Genomic DNA, 17,548 nt, shown 5'->3' on the forward strand with positions numbered 1-17,548 from the left:
CGACGGCCGCGCGTCGCCAGTTGCGTGCGACGGGCCGCGCGGCTCGCTCAGCGGTCCCCGGACGGCGTGCGCGCCCCGGTGGCGAAGCTCCGCCAGAGCTCGGTTCCGCCGCCCAGGGGGCGTGCCCATCCCGCGCCCGAGCGCAGCTCGCTGCCGCCGCCCAGGCTGCGCAGCTCGCTGCCGCCGCCCAGGCTGCGCAGCTCGCTGCCGCCGCCGAGGGACTGAGCCCCCTCGGCGCCGATGCGCCGGAGCGCCTCGCTGGCGTGGGGCGGACCGCCGCGCCCGAGCCCGGGCCCGACGCCTCCGCCACCCCGCCGACCGAGCTCGCTGGCCCCGCCCCGGGTCGCCGCGACCGCCTGCGCGATCGCCTCCGGGGTCGGCACCGTCCCCGAGGGGAAGCGGGGTGGGCCCTCGCTGGCCCGGCCGCGGGTCGCCGCGACCGCCTCCGGGGTCGGCGTCGTCCCCGCGGGAAAGCGGGGAGGCTCCGCGCTCGGGGGGAAGCGCCCCGTCTCGACGACGCCCGGCGCGCCGTGGCCGGTGGTGCCCACGTCGACACCGGGCCCCTGGAGCGGCGCCGATGCGGCGGCCTCGGGTGCGGCGGCCTCGGGTGCGGCGCCGTGGGGCGAGGCGGCATCTGCGGCCTCGGTGCGCGCGTCGCCCGTCACGAACGCGACCGCCTCCGCAGATGCGGACGTGCTCGCGGAGGGCGCAGCCACCGCCACGTCGCGGCTCGCGACCGGCGTGGCAGCCTGGGGGGCGGCGTCGCGGCCCCGGGCGGGCGCGGCGGCCTCGGTGACCACGTCGCCGCTCGCGACGGCCGCAGCTGCCTCCGCAGCGACGTCGCCGCCGCGCGCGGCCGGCACGCTCGAAGGCGGCGCAGGCGCGATCGCCGACGCCGCGTCCGGCGCCGCTCCTGCCACGGTGGAAGGCGTCCCGCCCCCACCGCTGCCCCTCGGAAATTCCACCAACACTGTAGAGATATCGAGCGCACCGGATGCCGTGGAGTACACCTCGCCGTCGGTCCCCTCGACGTGCGGCGCCGAACCGCTCGAGGCGGCGAGGCTGCCCGGCGGGATCTCGTCCGGCAGCGCCGCGGGCTCGGGGGCGACGGGCGCTTCCGGGGACGGCTTCGGCGCGACCGGCAGCGCGCGTGGCGCGGCGACCTCGAGGCCCACCGCGAAGGGCTCGAACGCGTCGCCGGCGAGCCAGCCTGTGCACATCCGGAGGTGCGCGCCGGCCGGGATGTCGCGCACGAACATATCCCCGAAGAGCGCGTCGATCGCGAGATCGCGCTGCTCGACCACGGGCCTCTCCCAGCTCGGGAGCACCGCGACCACGCGGATCACGAGCTGCCCATCCGGCCGACGCGCGCGCGCTCGCGCGAGCGTCCTGGGGCGCACCTCCCAGTAGAGGTAGAGCGTCTCCGGATCGACGGCGAGGCCGACGATCTCGTCGACGTCGTACCGCGCCGGCATCTCGGTCGGCTCGTCCTGCGCGACCGCCGCGAGGCTCAGCGCCGCGCCCGCGCGGCTGTCCTCCGCGACCGGCGATGCCTGCGCCGGAGCCTCCGCGGGCGGCAGATCGCGCGGCGACGGCACCTGAGCGACGGCAGGCGCTTCGGAGACGGCCTCAGGCTGCCCGGCCTGCTCGTCGGCGGCCGGGGCCTCGACCAGCGCGACCGAGCCGGGGGCTTCCGCCCCCGCCACGCCGGCGGCTTCCGGAGCAGCGCCCTTCGTGGCCTCTGCCTCTTCCGCCTCTGCGTCTGCAGCCGCCGCGCCCGCTACGCCGGGAGGCTCCGGAGCAGCGACCGTCGCGTCCGCCACGCCAGCGTCCTCTGCGCCAGCGTCCTCCGCGTCGGCGGCCTCGGCTGCCGCCTCCTCGTCCGCCGCGTCCTCCTCGTCCGCCGCGTCCTCCTCGTCCGCCGCGTCCGCCGCGTCCTCGTCCGCCGCGTCCGCCTCCTCCTCGTCCGCCGCGTCCTCCTCGTCCGCCGCGTCCTCCTCGTCCGCCTCCTCCTCGTCCGCCTCCTCCTCCTCGTCCCTCGCCGCCGCGCCCGTTCCCTCCTCCTGTTCGCGCTGCGCCTTCTCGATCAGCCGCGCGCGGAGCTGCCGCGCCTCCTCGTGCTGCGGCGCGCGCGCGAGGATCTCGTCGAGCACCGCGATGGCGCGGGCCGTGTGCCCCTGCGAGGCGTAGATCTCGGCCAGCGTCGTCGTGGGCAGCGGCGGCGGCGGGGGCGGCGGCCACTGCTCGGGCGGGGGCTCGCCGCGCAGCGCGCGCGCGGTCTCCGGCATGTGCAGGCCGCGCTCGACCACGCGCGACAGCAGATCGCGCGCCCGCCCGAGGAAGCCGCGCGCGCGCGCCCGCTCCGGCTCGCTCTGCGCGGCGCGCGCCAGGATCTCGTCGACGAGCTCGGCCTTCGTGAGCACGCGCGGCCGCGGCACCCCGAGCCCTTCGGCGCGCGCTATCAGCTCCTCCCGCGTCAGCCCGTCGAGCTCCCGGCGCTCCATCGCCGTGGACGCTACCACATCCGACGCGCGCCCACCGTCGCGCGCCGCCGGGCGCCGCTCAGCGAAACGCGCCCTCCGCCGCCGGATCCTCGACGAGCGACGCGAGCCGCGCGCGCGCGGCCTCGGCGTCGCGCGCGATCTGCTCCTTGAGCTCCGGGAGCCCGGAGAACCGCCGCTCCTCGCGCAGCCGGGCGATCAAGTGCACGCGCAGCGCCGCGCCGTAGAGATCCTCGTCGACGTCGAAGAGGTGCACCTCGAGGTTCGGCCGCGCCTGCCTCGACGCGTCGACCGTCGGCCGCACGCCGACGTTCGCCACGCCGCGGGCGAGCGCGATCGCGCGGCCCGACGGGGTCACCCGATCGACCAGCGTCGCGTAGACGCCGAACGGCGGGAGCGCCTCCTCGATCTCGTCGAGGTTGCACGTGGGGAAGCCGATCGTCCGCCCCCGCTTGGCCCCTTGCGCGACGACGCCGGACAGCATGTGCGGGCGGGACAGCATGTGCTCGGCCGCGCCGAGGTCCCCGCGCGCGATGGCCGCGCGGACGCGGGTGCTCGACCACGCCCCGTCGGCGTCGCCGACGAGCGGGTGCGACCGCGTCTCGAAGCCGAGATCCTCCCCGAGGCGCCCCAGCGTCGTGAAGTCCCCGGCGCGCCCGTGGCCGAACCGGAAGTTCGCGCCGACGAGCACGACGCGCGCGGCGAGCCGATCGAGCAGCACGCGCCGCACGAACTCCTCCGGCGTCTGCGCCGCGAACGCGCGGTCGAACGTCACCACGTCGACCCGGATCGCCGGCTGCACGCGGCGGATCAGCTCGATCTTGCGCGGCAGCGCCGTCAGCGTCGGCGGCGGGGTGCGGCCGAGGACGCTCGCCGGGTGCGGCGCGAACGTCAGCGCCACCGGATCGAGCCCCCGCCGCTCCGCGTCGAGCGCGGCGTCGGCGAGCAGCGCCTGGTGCCCCCGGTGAACGCCGTCGAAGTTGCCGATGATGACGAGGCTGCCCCGCGGCTCGACCGCGGCGCGCCCCCCCTGCCCGCCCGAGGCGGCAGCGAGATGCTCCACAGCCGCTACCTAACCCGAAGCCGCGCCGAACGAAAAGCCGTGGGAAGCGAGCCGGAAAAGAAGCCGCGGGCACGATACACCCGTACAGCCGAGCGTCCGATGTACAGAGTCACTTGACGGCCCCATGTCAGGCTGATAGAGCCGCGCCTCCCTAAATGGGCTGGAGGCGCGCCGTGTTCAAGAGAGTCAGTATCTTCTCCGGCAACGCCAATCTCGCGCTGACCCAGGAAATCTGTCAGGTCCTCGAGCAACCGATGGGGAAGTCGCGCGTGTCGCGCTTCTCGGACGGCGAGACGTTCTGCGTCATCCAGGAGAACGTCAGGGGCGTCGACACCTATGTCGTGCAGCCCACCTGCTCGCCGGTGAACGACAGCGTGATGGAGCTGCTGATCATGGTCGACGCGCTCCGCCGCGCCTCGGCCGGCTCCATCACGGCGGTCATCCCGTACTACGGCTACGCCCGACAGGACCGGAAGGTCGCGCCGCGGACGCCGATCACCTCGAAGCTCGTCGCCGACCTCATCGTCGCCGCCGGGGTGAACCGGATCGTCGCGCTCGACCTGCACGCCGGGCAGATCCAGGGCTTCTTCAACATCCCGTTCGACCACCTGTTCGCGATGCCGGCGCTGCTCGACCACCACCTCCGCGAGAACTACGGCAAGGACGTCGTCATCGTCTCGCCGGACGCCGGCGGCGTGGAGCGGGCCCGCGCCTACTCGAAGCGCCTCCAGGGCACGCTCGCCATCATCGACAAGCGCCGCGAGCGCGCGAACGAGAGCGAGGTCATGAACATCATCGGCGAGGTGGCCGGCAAGAACTGCCTCATCCTCGACGACCTCATCGACACCGCCGGCACCCTGGTCAACGCCGCCAACGCCCTGATGAAGCAGGGCGCGAAGAGCGTCGCCGCCTGCGCGACGCACCCGGTCCTGTCCGGCCCGGCGGTCGAGCGCATCAAGGAGTCGCCCCTCACCGAGGTGGTGGTGACGAACTCGATCCCCCTCTCCGAGGAGGCGAGGGCCTCCGGCAAGTTCAAGGTCGTCTCGGTGGCGCGGCTGCTCGCCGAGGCGATCCGCCGCATCCACCACTCGGACTCGGTGAGCTCGCTCTTCGTCTGACCGGCTGAGCGCGCCCGGCGGCCGACCGGGGTGACAGAAGCGCAGGCGACGCAGGTCGCCCCCGCGCCCCTGCCACAAAACGCGCCCCCGGCGACGAAGGCTCGACTTTCTCTTCTTCGTTCTGCTATAGCGCCGCACCCTACGCCGGAGCGGACCGCGCATCGCGGACCCCCCGGGTCACTTCTGGAGCCGTCGACATGGAGATCATCAAGCTCAACGCCACGAGGCGCGAGGAGAGCGGCAAGAGCGCGTCGAGCCGCCTGCGCCGCGCCGGACAGATTCCCGCCATCGCCTACGGGCGCGAGCTCGCGCCGATTTCGGTCGCCGTCTCGCCGAAGGCGCTCCTTCAGGTGCTCGGCTCCGACCACGGCAAGAACTCCGTGGTCGAGCTGGCCGTCGAGAACGGCGAGACGCTCACCGTCATGGTGCGCGATTACGACTACCACCCGGTCTCGCGGGAGCTCGTCCACGCCGACTTCATCCAGGTGAAGCTCGACCAGCCCGTCGACGTCCACATCCCGTTCCGCTGCGTCGGCAAGCCGAAGGGCGTGGTCACCGGCGGCGTGCTCCAGCAGATCTTCCGCACCATCCCGGTGCGCTGCCTGCCCGAGAAGATCCCGTCGTTCATCGAGATCGACGTGACCGAGCTCGACATGGGCGAGTCGTACAAGGCCAGCGGGCTGAACCTGCCCGAGGGCGTGAAGGCCCTGCTCGCCGACGACCAGACCATCGCCGTGGTCAACGCGCCCGAGAAGGCCGGCGCCGAGGAAGAGGCGAAGCCGGCTGCCGGCGCGCCCGCCGCGGCGGGCGCTGCTCCGGCCGCTGGCGCGGCCGCTCCCGCGAAGGGCGGCGCCGCTCCGGCCGGCGACAAGAAGGACAAGAAGTAGCCCCGAAGCGGGCCGCGCGGCGAGACGCGCGCGGCCTGCCTCGCGGCGAGGCGCGCGCTGCCTGCGCCGCCTGACCGCGCGCGGCGCCCCGCCCTCGATCCTTCCAGGACTCAGCAGAACCCGCCCGTCATGCTGCTCGTGGTCGGCCTGGGAAACCCGGGCAAGGAATACGCCGCTCACCGGCACAACGTCGGCTTCATGGCCGTCGACGCGCTGGCCGAGGAGGTCCGGGCCGATCCGTTTCGCGAGAAGTTCTCGGGCGTGCACGCGAAGGCGGAGATCGCCGGGCAGCCGGCGATCCTGCTCAAGCCCATGACCTACATGAACGAGTCCGGGCGGAGCGTTCAGCCGGCCATGGCCTTCTTCAAGATCGCGCCGTCCGGCCTGATCGTGCTCCACGACGAGCTCGATCTGCCCTTCGGCACGGTTCGCCTGAAGGTCGGCGGCGGCCACGCGGGGCACAACGGGCTGCGCTCGATCATCGCGCACTGCGGGACGGGGAACTTCGGGCGCGTCCGCCTCGGGATCGGCCGGCCGCCCGCCGGCTTCCGGGGCGAGGTCGCGGACTACGTCCTGTCGGGGTTCGACGCCGTCGAGCGCGCGGGGCTGCCCGACTGCTTGAAGCAAGCTGTCCAAAGTGTGCTAGAAGTCGCCGCCCGCGGCTTCGACGCCGCGATGAATGTTCGAAACACCCGGCCGAAGCCGGGCAAGAGGCAGAAGGGCGAAGGGGACGGGTCGACAGACCCAGCTCCGACCGCGAAGGGAGAGAGGGGACCCCTCCCCCCGACGCAGAAGCCCTGATCCTCTACGGAGCCAGCGTGTCGAGCTCGCCGGTGCGTCGCTCGACACGCTGCTCCTTTCCTCGCTCCGGGGCGCCGCCCCGGGGCCATTGTCCGAGAGGGAAGACGGAATGAGCCGACAGGTAACGGCGCCCGGGCGCGCCAGAGAGTACGAGACGATTTACATCCTGCGACCTGACATCGACGCCGACGGCGCCGAGCGGATCGGGTCGCGCCTCGCCGAGGTCGTGGGCCGCGAGGCCGGCCGGCTGACCAAGGTCGAGACGTGGGGGCGCCGCCGCCTCGCGTACGACATCGCCAAGCACCGCCGCGGCGTGTACGTGTACCTGAAGTACCTCGGCGGCGGGAAGGTCGTCTCCGAGGTCGAGCGCAACCTGCGCCTGTTCGACGGCGTGCTGAAGTACCAGACGGTGCTCGTGCGCAACGACGTCGAGGCCGAGGGCGTCGCGATCGCCGACGAGGACGTGAAGTTCGAGCGCCTGGAGCTCGCGCCGCTGGAGGACGACCGCGACGACTCGCGCGAGCGTCAGCTCGGCCTGATCGAGCCGGAGCGCCGCGTCGACCGGAGCTCCGAGGCCGCCCCGCCGGATCTCGAGGACGGCGAAGAGGCCGAGGCGGAAGGCGCGACCGACGAGGAGGAGAGCTGAGCAATGAACGGCCGCAACAACGACATGGGCCGCAACGGCGGCGGTGACTACGACGATCGCGACTTCGGTCGCACGCCCGACCTGAACGCGGACGCCCCCGGGCGCCGCCGCACGGGCCGCAAGCGCGTCTGCCGCTACTGCGCGGACAAGGCGCTGGTCATCGACTACAAGGACCCGCAGGCGCTCAAGTACTTCATCTCGGAGCGCGGCAAGGTCGTCCCGCGCCGCATCAGCGGCAACTGCGCGCGCCACCAGCGCAAGGTGACCCTCTCGATCAAGCGCGCGCGCAACATCGCGCTCTTGCCGTTCACCGTGACGGCGTAGGAGGTCGATCATGGCAACCCACATCCATGTGGTCCTCACCGAGGATCTCCACAACGTCGGCAAGAGCGGCGAGCTCGTGAAGGTTCGCCCGGGCTTCGCGCGCAACTACCTCATCCCGCGCGGCCTCGCGGTGGGCGCCACCGCCGAGAACGTGTCCCGGATCGAGCACGAGAAGCGGGTCGCCGAGTCGCGCGCCGCCAAGACGCGCTCCGAGGCGGAGCAGCTCGCGGGCAAGCTCAACCAGGTCAAGCTCACGATCAGCCGCCCGGTCGGCGAGGGCGACAAGCTGTACGGCTCGGTCACCGCGCGCGACATCGAGGAGGCGCTCGCCGCGCAGGGGTTCAGCGTGGACCGGCGCCGCATCGAGACCGACACGATCAAGTCGCTCGGCGCCCACGCCGTGACGATCCGCCTCGCCCCGTCGATCACGGCGTCGGTCGAGGTCACGGTCGCCGCCAAGTAGCCCCCGGAAGCGCGGGCCTCGCCCGCGCTTCCACCCCGTCCTCCAGGCGCGGCTCGCCCGCGCTTCCACCTCACCCGCGCTTCCGCCTCACCCACGCCCGCGCGACGTCGTGCCCCCGCGCCACCGCGCGCAGCATGAGCGTCGCGTCCGCCCACGCCGCTCGCTCTTGCCACACGAGGCTCGCCAGCATCCCGGCGCAGAACGCGTCGCCCGCGCCCGTCGGATCGAGCGGCCGCACCGGGCGCGGCGCGACCGAGCGCTCGCCGCCCGGGCCGAGCACGAGCGTCGCTCGCGCGCCGTCGGTGACGACGAGCGTCGCCTCCGGGCGCAGCCGGTCGCGGAGCGCGCGCGCCGTCGTCCCCAGCACGTCGAGATCGCCGACGCTGCACTTCACGAGGTCGGCCTCGCCGAGGAGCCGGAACCAGCCGCGCACGCCGGCGCCTGGCTCGCCCGCGGCGCGCTCGGCGCGCGGCCACATCCGCGGGCGCGCGTTCGCGTCGACCGAGACGGCGCACCCCTCGCGCCGCGCGCTCGCGGCCGCCCGCGTGACCGCGCCGACCGCCCCGCGCACCGGCGCGATCCCGGTGAAATGCACGACCCGGGTCTGCCATCGCGCCGGCGTCGCCGCGGCGAGCGCGCGCGCCTCGATGTCGCCTTGCCTGTACCCGAGGAAACGCGCCTCGCCTCGCTCGATCGCGGCGAACATGAGGCCGGTGCGCGCCGCGCCCAGGGCAAGCCGGCTCACGTCGACGCCGGCCGCGGCGACCTCATCCCTCAGCCCGCGCCCCAGCGCGTCGTCGCCCACCGCGGCGCACAGCCCCGACGGGACGCCGAGCCGGGCGAGCGCCGTCGCGGTGTTCACGGCGCCGCCGCCAGGCACGCGGCGCAGCAATTTTGCCCGCTCCAGCGGAACGCCCTCCGGCGCAATCAGGTCCCACAGCGCTTCACCCACGCAGACCACCTCGGCGGGTTCAATCCTTGTTTGACGCGTTTTGTGATCCACAATGGCGGCTCCCGTGATGGTTCATGGCCGGGCGCAAGGCGCCATCGCAGCTCAGTCAAGCGCGAAGGGAAATGGCGATGAGACCGGGGTTGCGCGATTTCCATACCTCGCCGCCCGCGGCGCCTCGCCTGGACGCGCTGCTCCTCCGCCGCGATCGGAGGGGCGCCGCCTGAACGTGGAGCCTGCATTGGGATGGCCACCGCACGAACGCTCACTGCGATGCAAACAGAAACCCTTCTCAGGGCTGCCCATGTTCTGATAGACGGAAATCGACCCTGCACCCGACGCCCCGAAGGACCGTTGCGCCTTCGGGGCGTCGCCCATTTCGGCTCCTGTGGAAAAGCTCGGGGCGGGATGGGGGGAATCGGTGGGGAGGAGATGCACGGATGATGAGAATGATGGAGCGCCGCGGCCAGCGGCCTCAGAGGGTCGAGCCCCCCATCGTCGCCGGGCGTGTGCCGCCGCACGACCTCGACGCCGAGGCGGCGGTGCTCTCCGCCATCCTGCTGCACCGCGACGCGCTCGATCGGGTGCTCGAGATCCTGAAGGCGGAACATTTTTACAGCGAGGCGAACAGCCGCATCTACGAGGGCGCGCAGGAGCTCGCGGCCGCCGGCACGCCGATCGACATCGTGTCGGTCGCGTCCTGGCTCCGCGACCGCGAGCGCCTTGTGCAGGTCGGCGGCGCGGCGTACCTGGCCCAGCTCGCGGACGCGACGCCGGCGGTCGCCCACGTCGCCGCACACGCGCGGGTCGTGTACGAGAAGTGGCGCGTACGCCAGCTCATCGCGACGTGCCAGCGCGTCGCGGCCGAGGGGTACGGCGACGTCGGCGTCGTGCAGGAGTTCATCGACGGCGCGGAGCAGGCGGTCTACCAGCTCGCGCGCACGCCGCAGGGGACGTCGACGCAGCCGATCGCCCAGGTGCTCAAGGCCGCGTTCGAGCAGATCACCGCGGCCGCCGAGCGCGGCGACCGGATCACGGGCATCTCGACCGGGTACGAGAAGCTCGACGCGAAGACGGCCGGCCTGCACGACGGCGACCTGACGATCGTCGCGGCCCGCCCCGGCATGGGCAAGACGTCGTTCGTCCTCAACCTCGCCGTGAACGTCGCGTCGCCGCGCACGGTGAGCTCGCCCGGCCCCGACGACGTGGGGCACGGCGTCGAGCGGCACGACCCCGGCTTCGGCGCGGCGGTCTTCTCGCTCGAGATGCCGCGCGAGCAGCTCGCGACACGTATGGTCTGCAGCGAGGGCCGCGTGGATGTCGGCAAGCTCCGCCAGGGCTTCCTGCAGCCCGACGACTGGCGCCGCCTGACCGAGGCGGCGTCCTTCCTGTCGACCCTGCCGATCTGGATCGACGACACGCCGGCGATCTCGCTCCTCGAGCTGCGCGCCAAGGTGCGGCGCATCCAGGCCGAGTACGACCGGGCGCCGAGCGACGGCCACCCGGGGCGGCGCGTGGGGCTCGTCGTCATCGACTACCTGCAGCTCATGAAGGGGCGGGACGGCGTGAACAGCCGCGAGCAGGAGATCAGCGAGATCTCCCGCGGGCTGAAGCAGCTCGCGAAGGAGCTCAAGCTGGCGGTCATCGCGCTGTCGCAGCTCAATCGCGCGGTCGAGACCCGGACCACCAAGGACAAGCGCCCTCAGCTCTCCGACCTCCGCGAGTCGGGCGCCATCGAGCAGGACGCCGACAACATCATCTTCATCTACCGCGACGAGTACTACAACGCGGAGACCACCAACCAGAAGGGCATCGCGGAGCTCATCGTCGCCAAGCAGCGCAACGGGCCGACGGGCAAGGTGCTCACGCGGTTCACGTCGTCGTGCACCCGGTTCGACAACCTCGCGCCCGGCGACTACCCGGAGCTGGTGGACGACGAGTAGGGGGCGCTGCCTGCTCCTCCCCGCGCGCTCGGACCCAAGCAGCGGCGGCGGTCGCGCATCGGAACAGCACCGATGATCCGCTCGCCCGAGAGGCCGCCGCTCCCCTCCGCCGTCCGGGGGCGCCGCCCCCGCCCCGGGGGCCTCGCCGCGCTGGCGCTCGCCTGCGCGACGTGCGCGCCGCCCGCGCAGAACGGCAGCGTGGTCGTGTCGTCCGGCGCGGCCGAGCGGCTCGGCATGCTGTGCCGGTGGGGGCACGGCGACGCGGAGCAGGGCGAGCTCTGCCCGAGGGCCGACGGCGCGGCGCGGCCGGCGCGCGTCCGGCGGATCGCGGGTCCCGCGGACGCGCTCTCGGGGCCGCTCGCGGCGGGGCGGCCCGGCGACCACGTGCTCGAGAACGACGAGATCGCCGTGGTCGTCGAGCAGCTCGGCCCCGGGGCGGGGCTCGCGGAGAGCGGCGGCCACGTCATCGACGCGGCGGACGCGCGGGCGCGGCGCGACGAGCTCGGGCAGATCGTCGCGCGGCTCGGCGCCCCCGCGCGGCAGGCGGTCTACAGCGAGCTCGCGACGGGCGCCGGCGAGGACGGCGCCGCCTGGATCGAGGTGCGCGGGCGCGGCGGCGCGGGCGGCGCGCTCTCTGTCACGACCCGCTACACGCTCGGGCCGCGCGACCGGGCGCTCGTGATCGCGACGTCGATCCAGAACGACGGCGGCGCGCCGATCGAGGGGCTCGACCTCGGCGACGTCGTCCACTGGGGCGCGGCGGCGCCGATCGCGCCGGCCAGCGCGCCGGGGTCGCGGGGCGAGCGCGAGGCGCCCTACGTGGCCGGCGTGGGGACGGGCGTCGCGTACGCGCTCGCCGCGGCGGACGGCGCGCCGCTCCGCGCGCGCAGCGGCGCCGGCTTCAGCGACGCGACGTTCGCCCGGCCCGCCGCGCTGCCGCCCGGGGGGCGCGCCGCGTACCAGCGGGTCCTCGCGGTCGCGCCGCGCGGCGATCCGCTCGCCGTCGCGACGGAGCTCTTCTTCCTCGGCGGCGGCGCGCCCGGCGGCGTCGCGATCGAGCTCGTGGACGCCCGCGGCGCGCCGCTCCCGCCGCTCGCCGGCAAGGTGACGCTGACGCCGATCGCCGAGCAAGGCGCCGCGCCGGCGGGCGGCGCCGCGCCGGCGGGCGGCGCCGCGCCGGCGGTCGGGGCGATCGACCTGTGGCTGCGGGCGACCGCCGGCGGCGGGCCGCTCGGCGCCGAGGCGCCGCCGGGGCTCTACGAGGTCGGCTTCGAGGGGAGCGGCCGCCGCGCGCTGGGGGGCGCTCGCGTGAGGATCCGGGCCGGCGAGGTCGCCCCGGCGCGGCTCGCGCTCTCCGGCGCCGGCCGGCTCGCGCTGTCGGTGCGCGAGCGCGTCGGGCCGGCGCCCGCCGCGGGCTCGGCGCTCCCCGGGCGGCCCACGCCGGCGAAGATCAGCCTCTTCGACGCCACGACCGGCAGGGCGGCGGCACCGCCGCTGTTCACGCTGTCCGGCGACCTCGAGATCCCGCTGCCCCCGGGGCAGCACCGGGTCGTCGCCTCGCGCGGGCCGGAGTTCTCGATCGCCGAGGCGACGGTCGACATCGCCGAGGGCGGCGAGGCGCGGATCGAGCTCGCGATCGCGCGGGTCGTCGACACGTCGGGTTACGTCGCCTGCGACCTCCGGCAGCACACCGCGCGGAGCGCCGACGCGGGCGCGTCCGCGGCCGCTCGGGTCGCCTCCAGCGCGGTGGAGGGCGTCGAGTGCGCGGTGGCGAGCGAGCACCACCTCGTGGCGGACCTCGCGCCGGCCGTGGCCGAGCTCAAGCTGGGGGGGCGGCTGCGGACGATCCCGGGCGACGAGCTCACGAGCGCCCGCGGCGGCGCGGGGCTCGGGAGCGTCAGCGTGTTCCCGCTCGACCCGGCCGCGCCGGCCGGGGGCGCCCTGCGGTGGCGCGACCAGACCGCGGGGGCGCTCCTCGGCGAGGTGCGCGCGCTGCCGGGCGAGCGGGTCATCCAGGTGAGCCTCGCGAGCGGCGGCGGCTCGCCCCTGCACGCGCTCGAGGCGCCGCGCGGCGCGCCGGACCTGGGCGCGGACCTCGCCGCGCTCGTCGGGGAGGGCGCGGGCATCGACGCCCTCGAGGTCTGGACCGGGCGCGAGATCGCCGCGCGCGACCGCGCCCTCGAGGAGCTCTGGGGGCTGCTCCGCGCGTCGCGCCCGGTCACGCCGACGGCGACCAGCGACACGCACGGGCTCCTCGGCGCGGAGCCGGGCTACCCGCGCACGTACGTCGGCGTCGCCGACGACGATCCGGGCCGCCTCGACGTGGCCGACCTGGTCGCGGGCCTGCGGCGCCGGCGCGACGTGGTGATCACGAACGGGCCGTTCGTGACGATGCGCCTCGGCGAGGCGCGCCAGGGCGGCGTCGCCTCGGTGCGGCGCGGCGCCCGCCGCGAGGAGCGGTCGCTCTCGATCCGGGTCGAGCGCGCCCCGTGGGTCGACGCGCGGGAGCTCCACGTGCTCGTCGGCGGCGTCGCGAACGGCGCGCCGATCGCCCTGGAGGGCGCGCGCGCCACGCCGGCGGGCGCGCTCGTGGACGAGATCGCGATCCCCGTCGTCGTCGGAGGCGGCGGTGGGCGACCGCCGATGCGGCTGGGCTCCCGCGACGGCGGAGGTCTCGGCGCAAGCCGGTCCGGTCAGAGCGCGCACGGCGCGATCGCCGTCGCCGAGGACACCTTCGTGGTCGCGATCGTCCGGGGCCGGCGGCCGCTCGAGCCGGTGCTCGCCGGCGCGCCGGACGAGATCCTGCCGTTCGCGATGACGGCGCCGCTCTGGATCGACGCCGACGGCGATGGCCGTTCCCTCGGCCGCGCCGCGGCCCCTTAGCGCGGCGAGCCCTGCGGCGCGCGGGTCCTTGGCTTGCGGAGAGCTGTGTATCAAAGCCCCATCGGGGCGACGGCGGCCCAGAGAGCGTCGAGGTCGATGGCAAGCCCTTCAGGACCCACCTGGGACATCGTCCCATCGATCGCAGCCAAGAACACGATGTAGCGGCCTCCGGATCCGAGCTCGAAGACCTCGAACGTGCGGTTGAGCGCATCGATGAGCCAGTACCATCGTACGCCCAGCGCACCGTATTCCCTGCTGGTCGTCAAGCGTGCACGCCGTTGGTCCGCGGGGTTTGCGGAGACCACCTCCAGGACCAGCGTCGGCGTCGAGGGAGCGCCGGTCTCGGCAGACGGATCGTTCGGCATGTAAACGCAGACATCAGGCTTTCGACCCGACACCGCCGATACGGCGAGCTTGTGCCCCCGGCCGCACACGACACCTCCGCGCGGCAGTGCCCACGCACGCAGCACCGTGAGAAACCAGGCTGCGACGGCGTCCTCCAGCGCCGTGGAGGTTTTCTCCTCGACGAGAACGCCTTCGCAGAGCTCTCCGGGGCTGTCGAATGCTAGCCACGCTTCGATCGTCATGCGCTCGACGCGGAGGATGCGCGGCATCTGCCGAGCGGGAGGCACCGTCTGCTCCTCGGTCGGACCTTCCCAGCGGTCCCACCCCTCCTCGGGCTCCCCGATGTCCAGCGCACGAAGCACCCCGCGCGCTGCCTCGACGATCGGCCCCGGCGCGGGGCTCCGGCCCTCCCAGGTCGAAAGCCGATCGCGCAGCTCGGACAGCGACGCGACGAGCCCCGTCGCGTCGCCGGTCGCGTCGCCGGAGGAGCGAAACGCCGTCGTGGCATTCTCGAGCACCGCCGAGAGAGCCTCGCCGGTCGGCGCCTCCTCTTGCGTTCGCATCGCCTTCGCAAGGAGACGCGGGGCTGCCAGGAGCCCCGCGACGTTCAGCGCGGCCGAAAGGCCGAGCGCGAGCGCTCTTGCCTGATCCTCCGCCGCTCCCAGCGAGCTCGGCGTCACGCTCCCAGCGGCCCGATCCGGCGCATTCCTCTTGAGCTCGTCCGTCATGGCTCGATCCTCAAGGGTCCTTGCAGATAGGACCGACGAAATTCCCTTTGAACGCGGAAATCCCCCCCGCTCCGATCGCGACCACGCTGGTCTGCGAAGGCTTCCCAAGCTCGACACAGACGTACGCGCACCAGGACGTGAGCACCAGGCTCTTCAGGAGATCAGACACCCAGTCAGGACAAATCGAGCATCTGGACTTGCCACAATCGGTAACGAAACACAAGTGCCTTGCCGGCGGAGCATTGTATTTGCATGGCACGCGAGAGGCGCAGCCCTCATCGAATTCGCATTCGCTTTTTTCACGCCATGCTGGAAACGTCGCCGGATCCAGCGTCGCCAGCCATGCATCCGCCGAGGCCGCTGCTGCTGGGAGGTACTGCTGCATGAGCTGTTCGAGCGCGGCCTCATCCAGCGTGCTGGGATCGATGCCCGAAGACTCGGCCTGGGCGACCAGGTACGCCGTGGTCAGCGACGCCTTCGCCTGGGCGAGCACGAGCTGTTCCGCATCCACCTGAGCGAACGCCTCGGCGGCCTCCTCCTCCTCCTGCGTGGGCTCTGGAGCGACCGGACTCTCCGGCGTCGCGCCCGTGTCCGTTTCGTTGCCCGTCGAGTCCTCCTCGGTGCTCGGGCCCAATCGGATGACGCAACCCGGAGTCGTCGAGTACCCAACGGATATCGCCAGACCGCAGGCGAGCACTCTGGCACGAACGGTTCTCTTCATGGCAACAATTCTCCTTGTTTCGGGCGCGAATAGAGAGCCATAGAGCCTTGGGTCGTCGTTGATCGACGACGCCGTGGCGATGAGCCAGACGACGGCGGCCTCGTGAGCAGCGCTCGACACTTCTTCCTCCACGAGGCAGCCGTCCACCAGCTCGCCGGGCTCGTACTCCGGCAGCGCAGCCCAGACGGCGCTCGAGAGGCGCTGATCGCTCGTGGACATGGAAGCGGCGCTCGCATGCACGGCCCTGACCCCTACCACGGTTTCCCTTTCAGCGTGGCCGCGCTCGACGCCGGCATACGCAACGCGAGGCCGCCCGGCGGACCGATGCCGGCGCAGGCAGGCCGGACGGGCGTAGCAGCCGATCGCGCGGCGGAGGCCAGCGTAGGTGCGGATAATCGTCCGCGAACGGGCGAACCCGTTGATTTGTTGGCAGATCGTCTCCGGCTGCGGCGAGTGCGACTGCGAGCTGGACGGGGAGCCCTGCTCGATGGAGCTCTCATTCTACCGCGACGACGCGTGCAGCGATCTCGCGCTGACCCAGACGCTCACGACCGAGAGCGTCTGTATCGATCTGCCGGAGCCTGTGGCCTTCGGCGACCTCCAGCTCCGTGTGCTCGCGGAAGGCCACGGCGACTGCATCGATCACGGGCGGGTGGGGATCGCGGAGGGCGAGAAGATCAAGCCCACGTGGGGCAACACGTTCTGCTGCAAGCCCGCCGGCGGCTGACCTTGCGCGGCGCTCGCACGGGCCGGTTCAGCTCACGAGCTCGCCGTCCGCCGCGCCCGCCGCTTCCACCTCTTCCTCGCCGACCACCGGCTGCCCCGGCTCCGTCACGCTCGGCCCCTCGGCCGCGGGCGCCCCGCCATACCGCTTCCCCGCCCGCTCCGAGGCCTTGAGCACGGGCCCGCGGATCGTCTCGATCGCTTCGGCCGGCGCGTCCGAGAGCTCCAGGTTGGAGAGCACCGCGGACACGACCCGGAACCACTGGCTGCGCGCCGCCGCGACCGTCGCCTTGGTCACCGGCGCCGTCTTCTCCTTGGCGGCGAGCTCGTCCCGCCGGTGCTCGATCGCCTCGAGCTCCTTGCCCGTCTTGATCCACCGCTGCGTCGTGTGGAGCAGCGTCGTCTTCCCGGGCGCCGGGATCCCCTTCAGGAGCTCGCCTATCGACGGCTCCTCGTCGAGGAGCCGGGCGACGCGCGCTGTGTTGCCCGCCTCCGCCGTCGGCGACGCCTTGATGATGTTGAGCCCGCTCGGGAACAGCTTCGGCTGCACCTGGTCGCACGTCGCGGCGCGCTCCCTGTCCGGAGGATCCGCGCCGAGGCAATGCGCGCGGTGCGCGTCGATGCCCCAGCAAACGGCCCTGGCGAGGTGATCGTGGCGCTCATCGACGCGCCCGAGCTCGTCGTTCAACGCGCTCATCGCGGCCGACAACCCTGCCTTGCTCGGGCGCACAGCGAGCACGGACTCATGGGCAGCGACGACCTTCGGGTGCAGGCCGGCGATCTCGGGGATCGAGAGGAACAGCCGCTTCCGTTGCGCGTTCTCGACCCACGGGGACACCAGCGCGACCATCTCTTCGATCATCAGGTGTTTCAACATCGCAATAGACCTCCTTGACCGGGGTACAGCGTGTCCGGCCAGGAGACGGTGACGCGGCAGAGCCCGTCAAGCAGCCCGCCAGTTTGCGACGGATCGAGACCAACCCGGCTCGTCGAAAAGATGCTGTTCCGGAGGTCGCGATCGACGCCGACGCTCGTCACGAGCCCACGGCGAGGTCGCGACCGATCGCGGGGGATCTTTTCAGGCCGCGACGAGGTCCCGATCAAAAGAAATGGATCTTTTCATACAAATCGAGAGGTCGCGACCTCTCTGCCGGCTCCTGGAGAGCCTCGGCGCTTGATCGAGACCACGCCGGGGGCATCCGAGAAATGGGCCGGGGGGTCGAGACCGCTCGGCGGCGTCGTTCCGCCGAGCGAGCGAGCAGCGCGTCCACCTCGCCACGGCGCCGCTCTGGATCGACGCCGACGGCGACGGGCGCTCCCTCGGCTGCGCTGCCGAGCCGTGAGCGCGGCGACCTCCGTGGCGCGCCCGGCACGGCAGCGCGGCCCCGCCAGGTGAACATCGAAGGCCAATGCTGGGCCCGCTCCCGGAACGATGGGCGCACGGACATAATAT

General features: G+C 73.3%; 15 protein-coding genes. 9 read left to right on the forward strand and 6 right to left on the reverse strand.

Annotation, left to right across the window (positions count from 1 at the left end; translation table 11 throughout):
• Nucleotides 1-47: 47 nt before the first annotated feature.
• Complete coding sequence (locus WME76_RS32635) at nt 48-2,504, reverse strand: DUF4912 domain-containing protein (protein WP_437956151.1); 2,457 nt, start codon at nt 2,502-2,504, stop codon at nt 48-50.
• 58 nt (nt 2,505-2,562) lie between these two features.
• A complete protein-coding gene (ribF, locus tag WME76_RS32640; RefSeq protein WP_437956152.1) occupies nt 2,563-3,564 on the reverse strand; it encodes a riboflavin biosynthesis protein RibF in 1,002 nt (333 codons plus the stop codon).
• Nucleotides 3,565-3,737: 173 nt separating this feature from the next.
• Between ribF and WME76_RS32645 the strand changes: the two genes are divergently transcribed.
• The 6 genes from WME76_RS32645 to rplI all read left to right on the forward strand — a co-directional run bounded on the left by WME76_RS32645 (nt 3,738) and on the right by rplI (nt 7,803).
• Nucleotides 3,738-4,682 carry a ribose-phosphate pyrophosphokinase gene (locus tag WME76_RS32645; protein ID WP_433929208.1) on the forward strand — a complete coding sequence of 315 codons (945 nt, stop codon included), beginning with the start codon at nt 3,738-3,740 and terminating at the stop codon, nt 4,680-4,682.
• Between the two features lie 197 nt (nt 4,683-4,879).
• Nucleotides 4,880-5,569, forward strand: a complete 690-nt coding sequence (locus WME76_RS32650) for a 50S ribosomal protein L25/general stress protein Ctc (RefSeq protein WP_437956153.1) — start codon at nt 4,880-4,882, stop codon at nt 5,567-5,569.
• Nucleotides 5,570-5,698: 129 nt separating this feature from the next.
• Nucleotides 5,699-6,370, forward strand: coding sequence for an aminoacyl-tRNA hydrolase (gene pth / locus WME76_RS32655; RefSeq protein ID WP_437956154.1), 672 nt, complete (start codon nt 5,699-5,701; stop codon nt 6,368-6,370).
• 109 nt (nt 6,371-6,479) lie between these two features.
• Complete coding sequence (rpsF, locus tag WME76_RS32660) at nt 6,480-7,016, forward strand: 30S ribosomal protein S6 (RefSeq protein ID WP_437956155.1); 537 nt, start codon at nt 6,480-6,482, stop codon at nt 7,014-7,016.
• Between the two features lie 3 nt (nt 7,017-7,019).
• Complete coding sequence (gene rpsR / locus WME76_RS32665) at nt 7,020-7,340, forward strand: 30S ribosomal protein S18 (protein ID WP_061611043.1); 321 nt, start codon at nt 7,020-7,022, stop codon at nt 7,338-7,340.
• 10 nt (nt 7,341-7,350) lie between these two features.
• Nucleotides 7,351-7,803: a 50S ribosomal protein L9 gene (gene rplI, locus WME76_RS32670; protein WP_061618025.1), complete on the forward strand. Its 453-nt coding sequence runs from the start codon at nt 7,351-7,353 to the stop codon at nt 7,801-7,803.
• 70 nt (nt 7,804-7,873) lie between these two features.
• Here the strand turns inward: rplI and WME76_RS32675 are convergent, their stop codons facing one another.
• Nucleotides 7,874-8,755, reverse strand: a complete 882-nt coding sequence (locus WME76_RS32675; RefSeq protein WP_437956156.1) for a carbohydrate kinase family protein — start codon at nt 8,753-8,755, stop codon at nt 7,874-7,876.
• Between the two features lie 437 nt (nt 8,756-9,192).
• Between WME76_RS32675 and dnaB the strand changes: the two genes are divergently transcribed.
• Entirely contained in the window at nt 9,193-10,695 is a 1,503-nt protein-coding gene (gene dnaB, locus WME76_RS32680) for a replicative DNA helicase (protein ID WP_437956157.1), read from the forward strand.
• Between the two features lie 72 nt (nt 10,696-10,767).
• Complete coding sequence (locus WME76_RS32685; RefSeq protein WP_437956158.1) at nt 10,768-13,578, forward strand: hypothetical protein; 2,811 nt, start codon at nt 10,768-10,770, stop codon at nt 13,576-13,578.
• A 50-nt stretch (nt 13,579-13,628) separates the two neighbouring features.
• Here the strand turns inward: WME76_RS32685 and WME76_RS32690 are convergent, their stop codons facing one another.
• Both WME76_RS32690 and WME76_RS32695 read right to left on the reverse strand, forming a co-directional pair.
• Nucleotides 13,629-14,651 carry a Uma2 family endonuclease gene (locus WME76_RS32690; protein ID WP_437956159.1) on the reverse strand — a complete coding sequence of 341 codons (1,023 nt, stop codon included), beginning with the start codon at nt 14,649-14,651 and terminating at the stop codon, nt 13,629-13,631.
• Between the two features lie 10 nt (nt 14,652-14,661).
• Complete coding sequence (locus WME76_RS32695) at nt 14,662-15,591, reverse strand: hypothetical protein (protein ID WP_437956160.1); 930 nt, start codon at nt 15,589-15,591, stop codon at nt 14,662-14,664.
• A gap of 268 nt (nt 15,592-15,859) precedes the next feature.
• Between WME76_RS32695 and WME76_RS32700 the strand changes: the two genes are divergently transcribed.
• Entirely contained in the window at nt 15,860-16,099 is a 240-nt protein-coding gene (locus tag WME76_RS32700) for a hypothetical protein (protein WP_437956161.1), read from the forward strand.
• A gap of 27 nt (nt 16,100-16,126) precedes the next feature.
• Here the strand turns inward: WME76_RS32700 and WME76_RS32705 are convergent, their stop codons facing one another.
• Nucleotides 16,127-16,972 carry a hypothetical protein gene (locus tag WME76_RS32705; protein WP_437956162.1) on the reverse strand — a complete coding sequence of 282 codons (846 nt, stop codon included), beginning with the start codon at nt 16,970-16,972 and terminating at the stop codon, nt 16,127-16,129.
• Nucleotides 16,973-17,548 lie beyond the last annotated feature (576 nt).

The organism is Sorangium sp. So ce119 (genome assembly GCF_051524405.1).
Lineage (GTDB): Bacteria > Myxococcota_A > Polyangia > Polyangiales > Polyangiaceae > Sorangium > Sorangium cellulosum_G.

Coding starts and splice junctions, on each gene's coding strand:
- rplI (WP_061618025.1), top strand. CDS start 7,351: ATGGCAACCCACATCCATGTGGTCCTCACCGAGGATCTCCACAACGTC.
- WME76_RS32690 (WP_437956159.1), bottom strand. CDS start 14,651: ATGACGGACGAGCTCAAGAGGAATGCGCCGGATCGGGCCGCTGGGAGC.
- WME76_RS32695 (WP_437956160.1), bottom strand. CDS start 15,591: ATGTCCACGAGCGATCAGCGCCTCTCGAGCGCCGTCTGGGCTGCGCTG.
- rpsF (WP_437956155.1), top strand. CDS start 6,480: ATGAGCCGACAGGTAACGGCGCCCGGGCGCGCCAGAGAGTACGAGACG.
- rpsR (WP_061611043.1), top strand. CDS start 7,020: ATGAACGGCCGCAACAACGACATGGGCCGCAACGGCGGCGGTGACTAC.
- pth (WP_437956154.1), top strand. CDS start 5,699: ATGCTGCTCGTGGTCGGCCTGGGAAACCCGGGCAAGGAATACGCCGCT.
- dnaB (WP_437956157.1), top strand. CDS start 9,193: ATGATGAGAATGATGGAGCGCCGCGGCCAGCGGCCTCAGAGGGTCGAG.
- WME76_RS32635 (WP_437956151.1), bottom strand. CDS start 2,504: ATGGAGCGCCGGGAGCTCGACGGGCTGACGCGGGAGGAGCTGATAGCG.
- WME76_RS32705 (WP_437956162.1), bottom strand. CDS start 16,972: ATGTTGAAACACCTGATGATCGAAGAGATGGTCGCGCTGGTGTCCCCG.
- WME76_RS32685 (WP_437956158.1), top strand. CDS start 10,768: ATGATCCGCTCGCCCGAGAGGCCGCCGCTCCCCTCCGCCGTCCGGGGG.
- WME76_RS32700 (WP_437956161.1), top strand. CDS start 15,860: ATGGAGCTCTCATTCTACCGCGACGACGCGTGCAGCGATCTCGCGCTG.
- WME76_RS32650 (WP_437956153.1), top strand. CDS start 4,880: ATGGAGATCATCAAGCTCAACGCCACGAGGCGCGAGGAGAGCGGCAAG.